The 18,350-nt window shown below is 52.0% G+C and carries 16 protein-coding genes; 5 read left to right on the forward strand and 11 right to left on the reverse strand.

The annotated features are described in order from the left end of the window. A partial coding sequence (locus tag AC4PR2_RS25770) for a ShlB/FhaC/HecB family hemolysin secretion/activation protein (protein ID WP_492175679.1) occupies positions 1 to 1,604 on the reverse strand: 1,604 nt, incomplete at its 3' end. A gap of 337 nt (positions 1,605 to 1,941) precedes the next feature. Next, positions 1,942 to 2,310 carry a hypothetical protein gene (locus AC4PR2_RS25775; protein ID WP_492175671.1) on the reverse strand — a complete coding sequence of 123 codons (369 nt, stop codon included), beginning with the start codon at positions 2,308 to 2,310 and terminating at the stop codon, positions 1,942 to 1,944. A 380-nt stretch (positions 2,311 to 2,690) separates the two neighbouring features. Between AC4PR2_RS25775 and AC4PR2_RS25780 the strand changes: the two genes are divergently transcribed. The 5 genes from AC4PR2_RS25780 to AC4PR2_RS25800 all read left to right on the forward strand — a co-directional run bounded on the left by AC4PR2_RS25780 (position 2,691) and on the right by AC4PR2_RS25800 (position 10,326). Continuing rightward, positions 2,691 to 2,963: a restriction endonuclease gene (locus AC4PR2_RS25780; RefSeq protein WP_492175672.1), complete on the forward strand. Its 273-nt coding sequence runs from the start codon at positions 2,691 to 2,693 to the stop codon at positions 2,961 to 2,963. A 38-nt stretch (positions 2,964 to 3,001) separates the two neighbouring features. Further along, positions 3,002 to 3,172: a hypothetical protein gene (locus tag AC4PR2_RS25785; RefSeq protein ID WP_435968603.1), complete on the forward strand. Its 171-nt coding sequence runs from the start codon at positions 3,002 to 3,004 to the stop codon at positions 3,170 to 3,172. A 164-nt stretch (positions 3,173 to 3,336) separates the two neighbouring features. After that, a complete protein-coding gene (locus AC4PR2_RS25790) occupies positions 3,337 to 5,928 on the forward strand; it encodes a type I restriction-modification system subunit M (protein ID WP_492175673.1) in 2,592 nt (863 codons plus the stop codon). A 1-nt stretch (position 5,929) separates the two neighbouring features. Beyond that, on the forward strand, positions 5,930 to 7,126 hold the full coding sequence (locus AC4PR2_RS25795; RefSeq protein WP_492175674.1) for a restriction endonuclease subunit S: 1,197 nt from the start codon (positions 5,930 to 5,932) through the stop codon (positions 7,124 to 7,126). A gap of 14 nt (positions 7,127 to 7,140) precedes the next feature. Continuing rightward, a complete protein-coding gene (locus AC4PR2_RS25800) occupies positions 7,141 to 10,326 on the forward strand; it encodes a type I restriction endonuclease subunit R (protein ID WP_492175675.1) in 3,186 nt (1,061 codons plus the stop codon). A gap of 127 nt (positions 10,327 to 10,453) precedes the next feature. On the opposite strand, the gene AC4PR2_RS25805 is transcribed toward AC4PR2_RS25800, so the two are convergent. The 9 genes from AC4PR2_RS25805 to AC4PR2_RS25845 form a co-directional block, all read right to left on the reverse strand. Next, positions 10,454 to 10,858, reverse strand: coding sequence for an acetyltransferase (locus AC4PR2_RS25805; protein WP_176589595.1), 405 nt, complete (start codon positions 10,856 to 10,858; stop codon positions 10,454 to 10,456). Further along, entirely contained in the window at positions 10,855 to 13,713 is a 2,859-nt protein-coding gene (locus tag AC4PR2_RS25810) for a conjugative transfer ATPase (protein WP_492175676.1), read from the reverse strand. Before AC4PR2_RS25810 ends, AC4PR2_RS25805 begins: the two co-directional genes overlap by 4 nt. Then, complete coding sequence (locus AC4PR2_RS25815; RefSeq protein WP_094143098.1) at positions 13,713 to 14,138, reverse strand: TIGR03751 family conjugal transfer lipoprotein; 426 nt, start codon at positions 14,136 to 14,138, stop codon at positions 13,713 to 13,715. Before AC4PR2_RS25815 ends, AC4PR2_RS25810 begins: the two co-directional genes overlap by 1 nt. Before the next feature lie 149 nt (positions 14,139 to 14,287). Next, on the reverse strand, positions 14,288 to 15,784 hold the full coding sequence (locus AC4PR2_RS25820) for a TIGR03752 family integrating conjugative element protein (protein WP_492175677.1): 1,497 nt from the start codon (positions 15,782 to 15,784) through the stop codon (positions 14,288 to 14,290). Beyond that, the gene (locus AC4PR2_RS25825; RefSeq protein ID WP_141972641.1) at positions 15,777 to 16,685 is read right to left on the reverse strand and encodes a TIGR03749 family integrating conjugative element protein; all 909 of its coding nucleotides are present in this window, start codon (positions 16,683 to 16,685) and stop codon (positions 15,777 to 15,779) included. Before AC4PR2_RS25825 ends, AC4PR2_RS25820 begins: the two co-directional genes overlap by 8 nt. Next, positions 16,682 to 17,353, reverse strand: coding sequence for a PFL_4703 family integrating conjugative element protein (locus AC4PR2_RS25830; RefSeq protein WP_197779562.1), 672 nt, complete (start codon positions 17,351 to 17,353; stop codon positions 16,682 to 16,684). The genes AC4PR2_RS25825 and AC4PR2_RS25830 overlap by 4 nt, the downstream gene beginning before the upstream one ends. Next, positions 17,350 to 17,715, reverse strand: a complete 366-nt coding sequence (locus AC4PR2_RS25835) for a TIGR03750 family conjugal transfer protein (protein WP_086580534.1) — start codon at positions 17,713 to 17,715, stop codon at positions 17,350 to 17,352. Before AC4PR2_RS25835 ends, AC4PR2_RS25830 begins: the two co-directional genes overlap by 4 nt. A gap of 11 nt (positions 17,716 to 17,726) precedes the next feature. Then, positions 17,727 to 18,092, reverse strand: a complete 366-nt coding sequence (locus AC4PR2_RS25840; RefSeq protein ID WP_176589590.1) for a TIGR03745 family integrating conjugative element membrane protein — start codon at positions 18,090 to 18,092, stop codon at positions 17,727 to 17,729. Between the two features lie 63 nt (positions 18,093 to 18,155). Next, positions 18,156 to 18,350 (reverse strand): TIGR03758 family integrating conjugative element protein (locus AC4PR2_RS25845; RefSeq protein WP_492175678.1); only part of this gene is annotated, 195 nt, incomplete at its 5' end.

Genomic DNA, 18,350 nt, shown 5'->3' on the forward strand with positions numbered 1-18,350 from the left:
CCGGAGGTATGGAACCCTGCGGGCTTGTAGAGCGGCACGCCGGCAAACAGGTCATAGCTGAATCGCCCCCACAGCGCACCGCGCACGCCGAGCGCACTGCCCGCCAACTGATGCCCCACCAGATAGCGGGTGCCCGGGCCGTCCACCCGGCCGTAGTCGGCCGCCAGGTACAGTTCGTGCCCGCGAGAAAACGCATTCCAGGCGATTTCATTACGCCACAGCAGGCCCTTTTCGCCGGACAGCATCTGTTCGCCGTCAAAGCCGCGCACCGTGTAACGCCCGGCAATGGCCATCCGCTCTTGCGGCGTTAGCGCATTCGGGCTCCACTGGCCCCGCACGCTGGTATAGACCCGCCAGGGCTGCTTGCCCCAGGTGAAAGGCAGGTTGATACCCAGATCACCGAGCAAAATGCCGGTACGCGCACTGCCTTCATGACGCGATTCTTCCGGCGCAGGCAAGGCATTGAACGCCCCGGTACCGCGGCGCCAGCTGATATTCGCATCCAACGTGGTGGTACCGAGGTAACTGCGCTGGTTAAGCCCCAGCTCCCAGCCGGCGGTCCGGCGTTTTTGCGACACAATATCAACGTTGTCCACGGCGTTAGTCGAGTGCTTCCGGTAGCCGCGCAGGTTGAGCGTGGTCTTGTGCGATTGGTCGCGATAGAGCAATCGGGAAACGGTCAACTGAATGTTGTCACTCTTGCCGCTATAGCGCAGCACCTCGTTGGCGTTAGGGATGTTCTGATGGTAGGTGTAGTCGTTGTAATTGGCTGAGAAGGCCCAATATCCCACCGGGAAGAAGTAATTCAGCGTATGTGAACGATTGCCGAACGGTCCGTGCTGAAACACATCCTTGCCGATGTTGGCGTAGAAAAGGTCATTTTGCGCAAACGGCGCATCGATAGCCAAGGTGGCCGAACCGAGATAACGTCCGGTACTTTTGGAGCCGCTGTCGTCAAGCCCCAGACTGAGCCGTATCGGGCGCCCCTCGTGCCAGTTGACCTGCAGATCACTGGTGGCCTCCTCGGCGCCAGGCACGATTTTGATGTCGGCACTGGCGCTGGGCACTCGTCTAAAGTTCTCCAGCCCCTGTTCGATATCACGCAAGTTGAGGATATCACCGCGTGAGGCCGGAATAGCGTTCCACAGCCGTCCCCGCCAGGAGACCGGTACCTCGAAACGGATATCACCGATGCGCCCCGGTTGCAACGTAAGCGTCAACACGCCTGTAGTCAGGTCCTGCTCCTGCGCCATTACGCGTGTGGTGACATAGCCTTTGGCCAGTATGACGTTCTGTACTTTATTGATGGCAAGCACAATGCCCTGACCGCCCAGACAGCGACCTTTCGCATCAGCCGCCGCATCCAGCGCCCACTGAAAGCGAGCGGCCGACTCCCCGACCAGGGTAAGCCGGTTGATGGTGAAGCAGGGGGACTCATTGACCGGGTAATCCGGCAACACGGCCTCGGGGCGGGAAAGGCGCGCATCGGCCTGTGGTGCATTTTGCTGTTGCAGAGCGCGCTCACGCTCCTGCTGGCGCTGTTGCTCACGGGCATCAATAGCGGAAGCGGCTCGCTCCGGGGTATCAGAGGGTGTGGCGGCCATGCCCGGGAAAGTGCCGGTGAAGAGAACACCCGCGAGAACGTGGCTCAACGCCTTCGCTCGTGATTTGTGCGAAAGAAAAGTCCTTTTCATGAAAATCCATTTCATAAAGTGTAAAGGTATGTAATTTTTGGCGCATTATCCGCCCATGAGATCAAAAAGCAAGCAAATCGTGTTCCGGGAGGAATGATATCGCTTGCGTTGTCAGTTGGGTCACATACAATCCCGCTGTGCGGTCAACTGTGCCACGTGGTACATCCTGCAGCGTATAAACACGCTTATTCTCTTCGGCGTCACGGTGCTTAGATTCAGGATCTAAACTTCATTCGATACCTGATTTTTAATCATCACGCTCCAAAAACTCAGCCCCCAACCATGCAGAAGTACCATTACGCGCTTTTCCCACATTCAACAAAAATATTTGCCCATCCAGCCCACCTTCAGAAAAGTCAATACCACCATCTTTTGGGGTATAACGACGGGAGCCATTTTTCGGTCGAAATGACGAGAGACGGTATCGTTGGCCATCATCCAGGGCGGTAAAGTAACAGACAAGGTGGCCGGAGGACGTGGTATTCGACCAGACTTTGAAATCGAGTCTAGCGGCCCAGTCGCCGACAGGTACGGACTGCCATGCATAGCTACCCGGATCCATTCCCGCATCCAGTGCACCGTTAAAGCTAAAAGCACGAAGAACGCTCTCATTCATAAAGCCGCCTTAAATCATGGAGGAAATAATACTGACTATCAGAGAGACAACAAACAGAAGGATCAGGAGCCCAACAAGCACCATAATAAAATAACGCAATCTGACCAGCAAAACGCCAATGACATTAAAGGGTAACAGGGTAACAGGGTAACCAATCATCTTATGCCACAGAACCATTGCCAGCAGCCAATTGGTTTACAAAACCGTACCGGATGGGCTCACAATCGTTCGAAACGTACTCACTGCAGCAGAAATTGAACATCTCGCTTTGGCTTACACCAACGTCAAACTTCAACAAAATAGTGATGCGGTAGATTTGGACCCGGTTACAGAACCCCTTCTCACCCAACCGATGTTAACAAACAGCCCAGACGACCGCCTTGAGCAATCAATCAAAGATCCACGATGCGGTTGCATCGGAACGGCTGGAGAACCTAAGCCAGGTATCTCAAGGCCGCTTCGAGGTCATCGTACTGGATGTGCTGCACCGTTTAGGTTACGGCGGCCATCACGATTCAAAGCGTGTCGGCGGCAGCGGTGATGCTGGAATTGATAGCGTTATTTCTTTAGACAAGCTCGGTTTAGAAAAGGCGTGTGTGCAAGCCAAACGCTGGCAAAACACCGTAGGCCGCCCTGAGTTGCATGCATTCTAAGGTGACCTGGTGTGGCAAAAGGCTAAATTAGGGTATTCATTACGACTTCTGGCTTTACTAAGCATGACGTTGCCTACGCGCAATCGATAGAAGGCATGGTACTTATCGATGATAATCGGCTAGTTCATCTGATGATGGACAACGAGGTGGGTACCAGTCCGACGCTAATGAAGGTTTCTAAACTCGATAGCGACTATTTTGATTGGTGATGCACCAGATGAAATGGCAGTCTTGGTAGGAATCGAGATTGTAGAACTACTTACTGCAACCGACTCGTAAAGCCCTGCAGCTAGCAAGAAGCTCTTATGAAACGTACAATCGAAACCCTAAAATAGACTTTTTCGAAAAAGAATTGCTTTTAACAGGACTTATCGTGAATAAACAACAACTTGCGGCAAAAATCTGGGAATCTGCCAACCAGATGCGTTCTAAAATTGAAGCCAACGAATACAAAGACTACATACTCGGCTTTATCTTCTACAAGTACCTAAGCGACCAGCTAGTGCAGTTTGTCACCAGACAGGGGATGACGTCTGAAGACATCAAAACCCTCAATGAAGAAGACACCGACACAGTTGAATACCTGCAAAGCAACCTGGGCTACTTTATTGCCTACGATAATCTTTTTTCTACATGGATTGATCCAACATCCGAATTTGATGAATCTAACGTGCGGGATGCGCTCTCGGCCTTTAGCCGTTTGATTTCGCCAACTTACAAAAAACTGTTTGATGGTATTTTTACCACCTTAGAAACAGGATTGAGCAAACTTGGTGAAAGTGCAGGCAAACGCACCAAGGCCATCAGCGACTTACTTCACCTGATCAAAAGCATTCCCATGAATAGTAATCAAGGGTATGACGTACTGGGCTACATTTACGAATACCTGCTTGAGAAATTTGCTGCCAATGCGGGTAAAAAAGCCGGTGAGTTTTACACGCCTCATGAAGTCTCGGTACTCATGTCAAACATCATCGCCCACGAGTTAAAACACAAAGATACCATCAAAATTTACGACCCAACTTCAGGCTCGGGTTCGTTGCTGATCAATATTGGTGAGGCGTTCGAGAAATACGCTAAAAACAAAGACAGCATCACCTATTTCGCCCAAGAGTTAAAAGCCAATACCTACAACCTAACCCGTATGAATCTCATCATGCGCGGTATCAAAGCCAGCAACATCAAAACTCGTAATGGCGATACCCTGGAAGAAGATTGGCCGTATTTTGATGACAGCGATCCTCAAGGTTCATACTACGCCTTACATGTCGATGCCGTGGTATCCAACCCGCCTTACTCACAAAACTGGGACCCCAGCTTTAAAGAGAGCGATCCTCGCTATTCACGTTTTGGCCTGGCACCTAAAACCAAAGCTGATTTTGCTTTTTTACTGCACGACCTCTACCACCTAAAACCCGATGGCATTATGGCTATCGTCCTTCCGCATGGTGTCTTGTTCCGTGGCGGTGAAGAAGGTCAAATTCGCAAGCAACTCATTGAGCAGAATCATATTGAGACCGTTATCGGTTTACCGGCCAATATCTTTTTTGGCACCAGCATTCCCACGGTGATTTTAGTACTCAAACAAAAACGCCAAAACACCGATGTATTGGTAGTCGATGCCTCCAAACACTTTATGAAAGAAGGCAAAAACAACAAACTGCAAGCGAGTGATATCAAGCGCATTACTGATGCGGTGATTAACCGAGAGAGTATCAACAAGTACTCACAACTGGTGAGCAAAGAAACCCTGCGCGACAACGGTTACAACCTCAACATACCGCGCTATGTGGATTCCTCTGCGACGGCACAAACCTGGGATTTACATGCCACCATGCTCGGCGGCATTCCCAATAGCGAAATTGCCGAGTTAAATAGCTTTTGGCAAACCTTCCCACAATTACGCAGTACTCTGTTTACACCAAAATCCGCCTCTTACAGTGAGCTGGCCATTGACAAACAAGAAGTCAATCCCAGCATTAGCGGGCATCCGCAAGTGTTGGAGTTTATCAGCGCCTACAACCAGACCTTTAATGGCTTTGATGATCACCTAAACACTCAATTAATACAAAACTGGCAAAGTGTAAAGCGTAACCAGCAAGAGGTGGTATTAAGTACCGAGTTATTTACTCGCTTAGCCCCCATTGCCTTAATCGACAAATACCAGGCTTACCAATTTCTAAACAATCAATGGCAACTGATCAGCGCCGATTTAGAAATGATGCAAACCGAAGGCTTTGCTGCCACCAAGCAAGTTGATCCCAATATTGTTATAAAGAAAAAAAACGGCAATGACACCGAAGTACAAGAGGGGTGGAAAGGCCACATATTGCCCTTCGACTTAGTGCAACAAACGTACTTAAGTGATGACTTACAAGCTCTGGCGGATAATGAAACCCGTCTGGCAGAAATTGCCAGCACGCTGGAAGAAATTTTAGAATCGCTAACCGAGGAAGAAAAAGAACAGGATACGGTCAAAGAGAGCAAAGACGGCTTTGCGAGTGCAGAATTAAGCAAAGCCGCCAAAACCTTCCTGAAAGAACAAAAAGACAGCAAAGTTAAATTTGCAGAAGAAAGCTATGAAGCCAAAGTTATTCGTGCGAACAAATTAATCGATGAAGAAAAAGCCCTGAAAAAAGCGGTCAAAGATGCCGCCACTTCCCTGCACTTAAAAACCAAAACTACCATCGAAGCCTTAACCGATGAACAGGTGAATAGCCTGCTGTACCTTAAATGGATTGCACCATTAAGCGCCGAACTCGCCGGCATGCCAGATGCCGTGATTAGCCAGCTCTCCAGCCAGGTACAAGCCCTGGCTGATAAATACGCCGTCACCTATTCGCAGATAGCCCATGAGATAAAAACCACCGAGCAAGAGCTAGCGGAGATGACGGGCGAGCTCACGGGCAATGAGTTTGATATGCAGGGCCTAGCAGTACTCACTAACTTACTGAAGGGTGAATAAGATGAGTGTGGATAACAAGGTGCCAGAGATCCGCTTTAAAGGATTTAGTGAGAAGTGGCAGGAGAGAGAGTTTTCAAACATCGCTACCAGAGTATCAACACATCATCAAAGTACATGTCTACCTTGTGTTGAATACGAAGATATAGTCGCAGGGAAAGGCAGATTCAATAAAGATATTCATCAGAAAAAATCCTTTAAAACCGGCTTAAAATTTGAAGCTGATGATGTTTTATTTGGAAAATTGCGCCCCTATCTGAAAAACTGGTTTTTAGCTGACTTTGAAGGGCTCGCAGTTGGAGATTTTTGGGTGTTACGTGCCGACAATGTTGCAAGTACGTTTTTATTTTCTTTAATTCAAACCAATGAATTTGAATTGGTTTCAAACCTTTCAGCAGGCTCGAAAATGCCTCGTTCTGATTGGGGACTTGTATCTTCCTCTTGCTTTTTTGTTCCTAAGAATATTTATGAAAGCAATGAAATAGGCCACTACTTCCAAAAGCTCGACACGTTAATAAACCAACACCAACAAAAACATGACAAGCTAAGCAGCATTAAAAAAGCTATGCTGGAAAAGATGTTCCCCAAACAAGGTGAAACCATTCCAGAAATTCGCTTTAAAGGGTTTACTGGGGAGTGGGAAGAGAAGATGTTAGGTACTGATATCGCTGAAATTATTGGGGGAGGTACACCCAGCACGTCAATTTCTGAATTTTGGGACGGTGATATTGATTGGTATTCACCTACTGAAATTGGAGAAAATGTGTATGCGGAAGGTAGTCAGAAAAAGATTACACCTCTAGGTTTGAAAAGTTGCTCAGCAAAGATACTTCCTGCTGGTAATACGGTTCTCTTTACTAGCAGAGCGGGCATAGGTGACATGGCTATTCTTACAAAACCAGGCTCCACTAATCAGGGTTTTCAATCACTTATAGTTAAAGAGGGTTATTCACCCTATTTTATCTTTTCAGCGGGTAAACAAATCAAAGATTTTGCGCTTAAACATGCATCTGGCTCCACTTTTTTAGAAATTTCAGGCAAGCAACTTGGGCGTATGAAAATTCTTATGCCTAGCTTAGAGGAACAAACCGCCATCGGCAACTATTTCGAAAAACTCGACAGCCTGATCAACCAATACCAACAACAAATCACCAAGCTTAATAACATCAAGCAGGCCTGCTTAAGTAAAATGTTTGTCTAACAAGGAGCGCCATCATGACCACCTTTAAAACCGAAGCGCAATTTGAGCAGGCCTTTATTGAGGCACTTACCCACAAGGGCTGGGAAACAGAGATAATCAAAAACAAAACCGAAGCCGATTTACTGCAAAACTGGGCAAACATTTTGTTTGAAAACAATCGCCAGCGGGATCGTTTAAACGATGTTCCGCTTACTGCGACTGAAATGCAGCAAATTATTGAGCAAATCAAAGAGCTTAAAACCCCGCTCAAGCTCAACGGTTTAATTAATGGCAAAACCGTGGCAATTAAGCGTGATAACCCAGCCGATGCTTTGCATATGGGTAAAGAAGTCAGCTTAAAAATATACGATCGCCAAGAAATTGCTGCTGGCCAAAGCCGTTACCAAATTGTGCAGCAACCTAACTTTGAACGCGGCAGCCCTTTGCGTAACGACAGACGCGGTGATGTGCTGCTACTGATTAACGGTATGCCGGTGATCCATGTGGAACTAAAGCGCAGTGGCATACCGGTTAGCCAGGCTGTCAACCAAATTGAAAAGTACAGTAAAGAGGGCGTATTTAGCGGTCTGTTTTCCCTTATCCAAGTGTTCGTGGCAATGGAGCCAAATGAAACTAAATACTTTGCCAATCCCGGACTAGACGGCAAGTTTAACCCCGACTATCAGTTTAACTGGGCCGATTTCAATAACGAACCCATGAACCACTGGAAAGACATTGCCTCTACCCTGCTTTCTATCCCTATGGCGCATCAGTTGATCGGATTTTATACCGTCGCCGACGATACCGACGGCGTGCTTAAGGTAATGCGCAGTTATCAGTATTACGCCGCTAATGCGATATCTGACAAAGTGGCCAAAACCAACTGGCAGCAACTGGGTAGCACGGCCAATAATCCCGATCGCCTCGGGGGATATGTGTGGCATACCACGGGTTCGGGTAAAACCATGACCAGCTTTAAATCGGCGCAGTTGATCGCTCAATCCAAAGATGCCGATAAAGTAATTTTCTTAATGGACAGGATTGAACTGGGCACCCAGTCGCTCATGGAATACCGCAATTTTGCTGGCGATGGCGAGGACGTTCAAGCCACCGAAAATACTCACATACTCATTACCAAACTAAAAAGCACCGCCCCAGCCAATACCTTAATTGTTAGCTCCATTCAAAAAATGAGTAATATTTTTGAAGCGGAAGGTGGTGAAGGCGTGACCACAAACACCGCGGATATTGAAAAAATCCGCGCTAAACGCTTGGTGTTTATTGTCGATGAGGCGCACCGCTCCACCTTTGGCGATATGCTGATTACGATTAAACGTACCTTTCCGCGCGCCTTGTTTTTTGGCTTTACTGGGACACCGATTCAAGAAGAAAACGAAAAAAACGGCAATACCACCAGTACCGTATTTGGCAACGAGCTACACCGCTATAGCATTGCCGATGGCATACGCGATGGTAATGTACTCGGTTTTGACCCTTACAAAGTACCTACATTTAGAGACAGTGACCTAAGGCAAGCGGTGGCGTTAGAGCAAGCCAAGGCCGGTTCAGTGAACGAGGCCATGGATAATCCTGTCAAAAAGAAAAAATTTAACCACTTTATGAATGATGTACCTATGGCTGGCCATAGAGATGCTACAGGAAAATACCACAAAGGCATTGAAGACTATGTGCCTAAAAGCCAATATTTAAGCGATACTCACCAAACTAAGGTGGTAGAAGATATTCTGCATAAATGGGACGTGCTCAGTCAAGGGACTAAATTTCATGCCATTTTGGCCACTAACAGCATTGCCGAAGCCATTGACTATTACCGCCGTTTAAAAGCCGCCAAACCTGAACTTAAAGTATCGGCTTTGTTTGACCCAAATATTGATAACGACGGCAGTGGTGACCGTGGCCCCACCTTTAAAGGCGATGGCCTAGACGAAATAATGACCGACTATAACGCGCGTTATTGTCAAGATTTTGACTTTGCCCGCCATGCGGCGTTTAAAAAAGATTTAGCGGCACGCCTTGCCCATAAAAAGCCCTATGAGTGCATTCATACCGAGCCTTCAAAGCAATTAGATTTACTGATTGTTGTAGATCAAATGCTCACTGGCTTTGACTCTAAATGGCTTAACACCTTGTATTTAGATAAGGTAATTAAATACCAAAATATTATTCAAGCGTTCTCACGTACCAACCGCTTGTTTGGTCCGGACAAACCCCACGGCATCATCCGTTATTACCGTTATCCACACACCATGGAGAAAAATATCAATGATGCGGTAAAACTCTATTCCGGCGACAGACCTATCGGCTTGTTTGTAGATAGGTTAGAAAGCAACCTTAACGCCATGAATGAATTAGTGTTAGAGATTACCGGGCTGTTTGTCAGTGCGGGTATTGAGAACTTTGAAAAACTGCCAGAAGATATAGAAACCTGTGCCCAATTCGCCAAATTATTTAACAACTTTAGCCACCACCTAGAAGCGGCTAAAGTACAAGGTTTGCATTGGGAGCAGTCGATCTATTCATTTACTGAAAATGATGTAGAACATGAGGTAACGCTGTCCATAGACGAACAAACTTATCTGAGCCTGGTTCTGCGTTACAAAGAGTTGGTTGCCAAAGGTGATGGTACTGGCGTAGGTGGCAGCGATGTGCCTTTTGATATCAGTGGCTATTTAACCGAGATAGATACCGGAAAAATCGATGCCGACTACATGAATAGCCGCTTTGATAAATACTTAAAAGAGCTGAACAAACATCAAGGTTCTGCGAACATTGAAATCACATTAAATGAGCTGCACAAGTCGTTTGCATCACTCACCCAAAGCGAGCAAAAGTACGCCAAGCTCTTCTTACACGACTTGCAGCGCGGTGATGCGCAATTAATTGAAGGCTATACTTTTAGAGACTATATCAACGCCTACAAAGACAACGCTGAAAATGCACAATTAAACGCTGTTGTTGATGCTCTTGGTTTAGATAAAAAACTACTCATAGCATTAATGACTGATAGTGTTAATGATAAGAATCTCAACGACTTTGGTCGTTTCGACGCATTAAAAGAATCGGTAGATAAAACGAAAGCCAAGGCCTACTTTGAAAAACAAGACGGCATAACCATACCTCTATTTAAGCTGAATATTCGCATTGATCAGTTTTTAAAGCAGTTTATTTTTGCACAAATGGATGATTGCTTAAGTGACTAAGATATTGTTAGTGATGTGATAAACGTTTATCCCTCAGCATAAGTTTTCCCACACTTATGCTGAGCTTTCTCTTTCGTGAAATATTTTATCATGATGAAATTGATAAAATTTGTTGGGATTGTTTTAACTAATTGACCCTAAATCGATCGCACAGTTCGCTTAAATGGAGCAGCAGATACACCACATCCGCGGCATCCGGTACGGTGACATACCAGCGCGGGTGATCGTACTCCTCCGACTGCGGCCACAGCGTACTGCCGGTCACCGAGATCAGAACATCGATGCAACGCCCCAGTCGGCCCTCGAGATGCAACGCCACGCTGGTACGACTCCCGATGCGATGCGGGTGGGCCGTAAGTTGGACCGGCCCCAGGAGTCGATCGCGGATAGCCGCACAGAACGTCTCAAGCCGCCGCGCATCTGCTTCGCTTAAGGTGGCCACGCCCTGCGGAGGGAGGGTAAACAACGACGGTTCACGACAGACCAAGCCATGCGGTCGAACAACCGGTTCCGGGTATTTCAGGGTCATCATGCTACCGCTGCCTCCCCGTTAGCCGCCAGACCACGCAGACGGTCAAGCTTTTGCGCTACCCTGCGCGCCGCCTCGAGCTCGCTGCAGCCAAATTCCTGCATCAGCGCGCGGCGCTCGGCCTTCTCTTCTTTCTCCGTCATCCCCAGCGCCAGGTACAGGCTCGGCGGTACTGCACGGAACAGCGCCTCGAGTTTTTTCGACAGCACCACACCTTCGGTATAACAGCCGGAGAGTTTGCTGGCTGACAGCAGCACCGCCTTTTGCTCCTCGGTCAGCGCCTTGAAGCGGGCAATGTCGTTGACCTCCTCCGGCGGCATGGTCAGACAGACCCACCACTCCGCCATGTTCAGCATCTTCTCGGCAATGTCCGGGAAGTCTTTCAGGTTCTGTGTTGCCAGCCACAGCCAGGCCCCGAGCTTACGCCACATCTTGACGATTTTGGTCATGTACGGTGCCAGCAGCGGGTTCACCGTCACAATGTGCGCCTCATCCACCGCGAACACGATATCCCGTTCCGAGTACTGGTCTCGTTCGGCAATGTTGTTGATGGTATTGGTCAGGCTTACCATCGTCAGCGCCATCTGCGCCTCATACCCCTCACGCGCCAGATGCCCCAGGTCAATCAGGGTCACATCCGCCTCTGGCCACAGGCTACCTTCGCGGTTAAACAGCTCTGCTTCGAAGCTGCCGGCCTGGGTAAACATGCCCAGCGCTTCGGCCATTTCGGCCGCTTTCGCCCGACGCTGTGGATTGCGCTTTTCGTTGGCTGTGTCGTTGGAAATAGCGTACAAGGCGTTCTGCAAATCAGACGGTAGCATCTGGCGCTGCTCGTCATAGGCGCTCTTCGCCGCCATCAGCAAGGCTTCACGGATCATTGCCCGGTCAGCCCGTTTTAACTCCGCTTCTTCCTTCTGGTCACCGCCGGTGACCATCATGCGCGCCGAGATCTCCATTTCCCCCAGGTAATCGCGTTTATCCTCATCGTCGTCATCCGCATCGATATCACGCAGCTCACTTTCATCCAGCTCCAGTGAGCTCAGTTCCTCGATAAGCTTATGCGCGAAAGAGAACGGCGGCAAAGACACGCCACTGCCCGGTTTGATGCTGACTTTATTGACCGTCAGCCCCTGGCTTTCAAAGTAATCAGCCAACAATCCAAACGAGTTCCCCGCCTCGGCAACGAACAGACGTGGGCGATGAACCGCCATGGTTTGCGTCAGCGTGGCACACAACGTCGCCGATTTCCCCGCGCCGGTCGGACCAAAATACAGCATATGCGCATTCTGGCTGCGGTCATGTTTGTTAAGCGGATCAACCGTCAGAATATCGCCCCCGCGGTTGAAAAAACTCAGTCCGGGATTGCCCGTTCCCGTTTCACGACCGGTCACCGGTAACAGGCCGGCCAGATGCTGTACCCAAGTCAGACGGGTGTACCAGTGTTTCTTGTCGGTCTCCGGGTTAAAGCACATCGGCAGCGCGCGCAGATAGGTATTGAGCGGCGCCACATCAAACTCCGGGCGAACCGGCTGCAGGCCGGCACCAAGCAACACGTTGGTGAGCTCGACACGCTTGTGATTGAGCGTGGTCAGGTCGCCGGCACGCAACAAGAAGGTGATGCCGGCACGGTACAGCTTGTGACGATTACCCAGGTATTCCTTGACCTGTGCCACGTCCTGACGTACTCGCCCGGACTCGGTATTTTCGCCGACGGCATTTTTCGACAGCTTGTTAAAATCGTTTTCCAGCGTGTCCTGCGGCTGCACCACGATGGTCATGCACAGCATCGTCCCTTCCGGAAACATATCCATCAGCGCGTTGATTTTTTTCTCGCCACGCTTCATCTCTCCGGTGATGGTGCCGGGCTCTGGCGGGCGGCGCAACTTCTCGACCGGGATCGCGCAATGCGCCTGATTATCGAACCACCACACCCCCTGGTCCGGATCGGACACGGGCGGGGTGAACAGCAGGGTTTCGGCAAAATCATTCTGCACCGGCATTGCGCCTTCCGGCGTATCACGGCTGTCAAAATAGGCGGCGTCACGGTACAGAACCCCTTTATCCACCCACTCCGGGCTGGGGTTAAAATGACGCAGCAGCCAGTCGTGAACCTGGCCGCCATTTTGCCGCACACACACCACGCCGGCCCCGTTCAGCGCCCCCGTCACGCGCTCACAGGTCTGATTCAGCATGGCGATCGGTGGCATCGGATCATGATTGCTCTTACCAATCCAGCGATAGACCACCATGCGAGTCCGGCGTTGCTGCCCACGCCATGGCTGGTCTGTTATCAGCGTATCTTTAAACAGGCCTTCCGGACGGGCAATCCCGCGCAGATGACGCTCGGTTTCTTTCAGCCATGACTCAGACAGCTGAGAACCCTGCGCATGCGGCTTGATATACCCTCTCAGCCGGTCAAGGTACGCATCGACGTTGTTCTCGTCCTGGCAGAAGAACTGCACGACCCAGGGGTTTTCATCATGTTCGTCAAAGGAGTCCTGCAGGGCATCCTCCACCGTATCGCGCATCTGCTCCAGGCGATCGTCTGTGCGTCCCTCGGTGGCCACCGGTGTGATATCAAAAACGGCCCCGACGGACACCCCGTCATCGAGCAAAATACACTGCTCACGGTCGAGAAACTCCGCCCAGGGCAGGTAATCAACGATGGACGGATTGGCGTGGTACACCTGCTGCTCATCCTTTACCGTCATCTTGCCCGGGCGCCGTAACGGCTCTCGCCCGTCGACAGACAGCGGCACACCGTCCTCGGTGGCGATCACCGTGTCCTGGACATCCGTTGCCGGCACTACCGGCTGCTTGCGCGTCAGGCGCTTTTTATCAAAAAGGGAAAATCGCATCAGTAGGCCTCCGTCCGTTCACCCGGCATCGCATACTGCACCTGACTGTAGAACGGGAACACGGTGCTGTAGCCCGGCACCGGCGCGTTACCATCTGCCAGGTGCGGGTACACATACATCACCAGATCGGGATTCGGCAACCGTGGGAACTGCTGGCTGATTTCGCTTTCCTGCGTGCGGCTGTAGCTGCGATCGCTTGCGGCTGTTGCCTGGCTTTCGTTCTCGGTGAGCGGCCGGCGCAGGCTGTCGCGTGCCGCCACCGCATTACGCGCTGAACCTCCACCGTCTTCACCCTGCCACAATTCCAGCATCGAGCTGTCGCCTGGCGGCAGCATTTCTTCTTTCGACGTCGAACAGCCGGCCAACGCCATGACGCTGACAATGACAGCGGTCGCCAGGACTCGGTTAAACAAATTTTTCCGCATGATTATCATTCTCTTATAAGCAAACACAGCAGGAGCAGCACACCTAACCAAAACGCGCTGCAGGACAGCAAGACCAGCGCCCAACTCTGTGGGCGACTCATCCTTTCGCATTGATGCCACAGCATGTCTCTCCTCCTCTGAATGACGTGTTAATCCAGCCCGCCGGTGCTGCCGTCTTCGCCAGGCAGGCTGAAGTCGTAACGCACCTTGCGCCCTTTGGTCTCAAAGTCGATCGCCAGCTGGCGGGTAATGTGCACGGCCAGTTTCTGGCCCGGGGGAACGTACACGGCGTCGAACATCATGCCGTAGCGCTCACGCACCCAATCGGCGGTCTCTTTCATCCCGCCTGACAGCGCCTTGCCCAGCACGGCCTGGCCGGCATTACCGGTCATGGTCGAGGTGATGCCATTCACATTGTTTTGCGTGGTGTATTGCCCCTGGCTGATCCCTTCCCCGGCGGCGCTGGCGGCCGACAAGGCGGCGATCGTCGGCAGGTAGGTCGAGGCATTGGACTTACGCTCTCCACCGATGCACGGGATACCGTTGTCATCTGAGATCCAGCCAATGCCTGCGGTGGTGCTGACGTCTTTGCCATTGTTACCGCTATTGTTGTTGCTATTGGCCTTCATATTGGTGTCAGGATGCGGCAAGGTGCGTACCGTCCCGTCCGCAAACACAAACGTAATGCTGTTAACCTGGCCACGCACGCAGGACAACGTCCAGTCGCCGCTGGCTGTCCCGGAGACAATCGCCCCTTCCACGTCCGGCAGCTCGATGCCGTTCGCCGTCAGGTTGTCTTTGCCAATCATCAGCTTAAATGGGTAGGGGTCGGTCACCGTGCCGTTAATCGGCACGCGGCCCAGCAGCGCCGTCATGGACCTACTGCCCACCAGGGTGGAGTTCTCGGGCAGGGTAAACACCGGCTCGGCGCTCTCCTCCGCCCCTTTTTCATTGGTATGCCCTTTCACCTGCTGCTCATAGGCCGCTTTTTGGCGTGTGATCGCATTGTCGGACAGGAACGACGTCGGGAACTGCGGGCCGTCTTTGGCGCTGTTCGGATTGCGCGGGTCGGGTTCTTTCATGTCCTTCGGACCGACCCACATCAAGCCATCCTGACCAGGCGCCGCACTGCCCTCGCCGGCGCCCATGCCATCCAGCCCCAGACCGAGCGGGATATCACTGTCGTTCTTCGCCTTGTCTTTGTTCGCACTCAACTGCTCGGTCAGCGTCTGAATTTTCCCCATCAGCGTCTGCTGCTCCTGCTGGAGCTGCTGCTGGCGCTGCTCGGCCTGCTTCTGAAAGCCGGCCACGGCCTCATTGACCTGGCCGGACACATTGGTATTACGCTTGCGCAGCGCTTCGTTTTCTTTCAACACCTTGTCGATGTTGCTTTGCAACTCGGCCTGCTGGGTTCGGGTAGTACGCAGGGTGCCCACCAGGGTACGCAGGGTATCTTCCGGGGTATCCCCCTCCACGCCCAGCGCCCGCAGCTCTTCCGGCGACATGCTGGCCAGAACGTTATGCGCCTGCTGAGTCTCCTCCTGCGTTTTACCGCCGCTGCAGGCTTTGAGCCCGACGACAATGGATGCAGCCAGCACGCCGAACACAATCACTTTCGGCAGCATGTTGGATTTCACCTCAGCCATGATTAGCCCCCTTCTTCACCGCTTTTACGGCCTTGCGAACCACCGACGGCTCCGCGATAAACGCCCCGTCCGGGCGACCGGACGTGACCAGATACAGCGTTGTGGTGTCTTCCGGGGTCCCCACCGGGCCGAGATAGCGGTGCTGGAACGTCGCCGTCACAAACTGCCCCTGCAGTACCCGGGGATCGAGCGTGATTTTGCGGCTGGCGGTGTTCTGCACTTTCAGCGCCACCACGTTGCGACTGCCAATACCCCAGCCGCCCAGCGGCGTGATGGTCACCGGCTCTGACGGGTACAGTGTGGTGATACGTTTCGGCAAGTGCGGGTTGACCGGATGAATGCCTGGCACCGCTTCAACCGTGCGCATCGGGCCGTACAGGCTTTGTGCTGCGTACCGTGTCAGGACGACCGGCAGCGGCGCGTTGTATTTGACTTTTTTACGCTTCGCCTGGGTGCCGTTATCCGCCCCGGGAGCCGCGTTGTTTCCCCCTGAAGCAGCAGACGTGTCATTACTGCTGCTGACCGATGTCACGTCACCGCTGTAGACAATGCGCACCGGTTCGGCCGAGCCTTTGTCCGATGCCGTCACATCAAGGAGAATGACCTCCCCGTTTTCCACGTCCTGCAGCTGCAAACGCGTTGGCGGGAAAGCCGCATCGGCTTTCAGGTAAACCGCACCGCCGCTGCTTTGTACCCGCAGCTTGCCGTTCAGCGCCGGCGGGAATCCGACGCGGACATTTTTATCGGCAAACAGCACGCGCTCCTTGCCGACGGCCAGCGGAACTTGCAACGGGATACGCTCCCATTTCATCAGCTCTTCCGCCTGGGTAACCGGCACGGTGAACGTCGCCGCCAGGGGAAGTACACTCAGGGAAAGCGCCAGAACACGTGCTTTCATCATTGGAATACTCCTTTTTTCTCAGGCGCGGGTTCCGCCGGCGCCGCAGCCAGACGCTGTGGCATGCTGTCGTAACAATCCAGTGCCAGACCAAACTCATTACGTTCCGGATCCCCTTCTGCGCGCACCACTTTGAGCGGGTAACGTGTCAGTGCGCGTTTCACCGGTTCACCGGCGAAAGACTCGTCCGCCACCAAATCCAGGCGCACCACCCAGTTATCACGGCCTTTGACCGTCACCGGACTCTGGTTATAGCGACCGTTGTAGCCATGCTCAGGGATTTCGAACACCACGCGCGTTCTGCCGGCGAGCTCGCCACTTTCGCTACGCTTTTTGGCGTCCGCTTTCAGAAAGCGCTCACACGACGGCGTCAGGTACGGTGACAGGCCATTGATTTTTGCCGGGTAATCCACCTCACCGTTCTTTGGCCAGGCATTGAGTTGCTGGAAGATATAAAAACCGAAGCTGTAAACCGTGGACGGTGGCACCTCCCACCAGGCACGGGTAGAACCACTGCGCAGGTCGGGGGGATTATGGATAGTCAAATTATCTGGCGCCCGCATCCAGCCGATGCTGGCCACCAGGAGAAAAACGACCAGCACGCCGCAGGCAACACGTAACGTGAGAATGTGCTGATCGCGGTTTTTAACCGCATGTCTGAAACGGCTCATGTGGACCTCTTAACAACGCGGCTGCGACGCAACGACCAGCCCTGTTTGTCGATAATCAGGGTGGGATCCCCCCACCCCATGCGACGTTTACGCGCCTCGAGGCGCTGCCAGATATAATTCTCCGGTTTACCGCGCTTAAGGCGCGTCAGCCGGCTGCCTCCAAACCAGATGACGAGAAGCGGCGTCACCAGCATGCCGGTGGGTATCACGACCCAGCCGGCAAGAGGAAGAAACGGTAACGACACGAGCAGACCCAGTCCCACGCCGGCCAACGCCGCCAGTCCCATCTCCGGAGTCGTAAACCCCCGGAAAACGACGGGCTCGGCATTGAGGCGGTCAGGTAAAAATCGGATAGTCTGCATGGCGGATAGCCTTAGAACAGGATTTCGGCGGACTTGCCGACCAGCCAGATAACCGCAACCAGCAGCACAATACCGACCACGATAATGGCGCCGAACTTACCCCAGTTGGATTTACCTTCGCGCACCTCATGGAAGGTGGAGATTGCAGAGTTTGCTACCACAAGAAACGCCACGGCGGCTGCGACCAGCCCCAGGATGACGATGCCGTCCTGAATGTAACCTTTGAGGGTATCCATCAGTCCACCGCCACCGCCGGAAGACGGCGGCTCAACGCTCGGCAATGCAGCCTGCGCCGGTTGACTGGCGGCATAAGCTAGAGAAGTCGCTACCGCGACACGCGCAGAAAAATGACGGAAAAGACGAACTACAGCATTCATAAAGAATTCCTTTTTGCAGAGTGAAATTAATAACGTGAAAAACGGTCCAGCGTCTCAGCGGGGTCAGCTGGCAAACATCCAGGTAACAACGAGCAGCAACAACACGAGCCTGACGGCAAACTGAACCATCGCTGCGTTGCGAAGCTTTTCGTTGCTCCATCCCTTCCAGATATCGGTCAGTGCCCAGGCCGCCCAGACAAACAGCACCGCCAGTAACCCACCGATGCAAATCAGCGACAGAATATTGACTTCAACACC

It is taken from the genome of Serratia sp. A07, assembly GCF_058725505.1.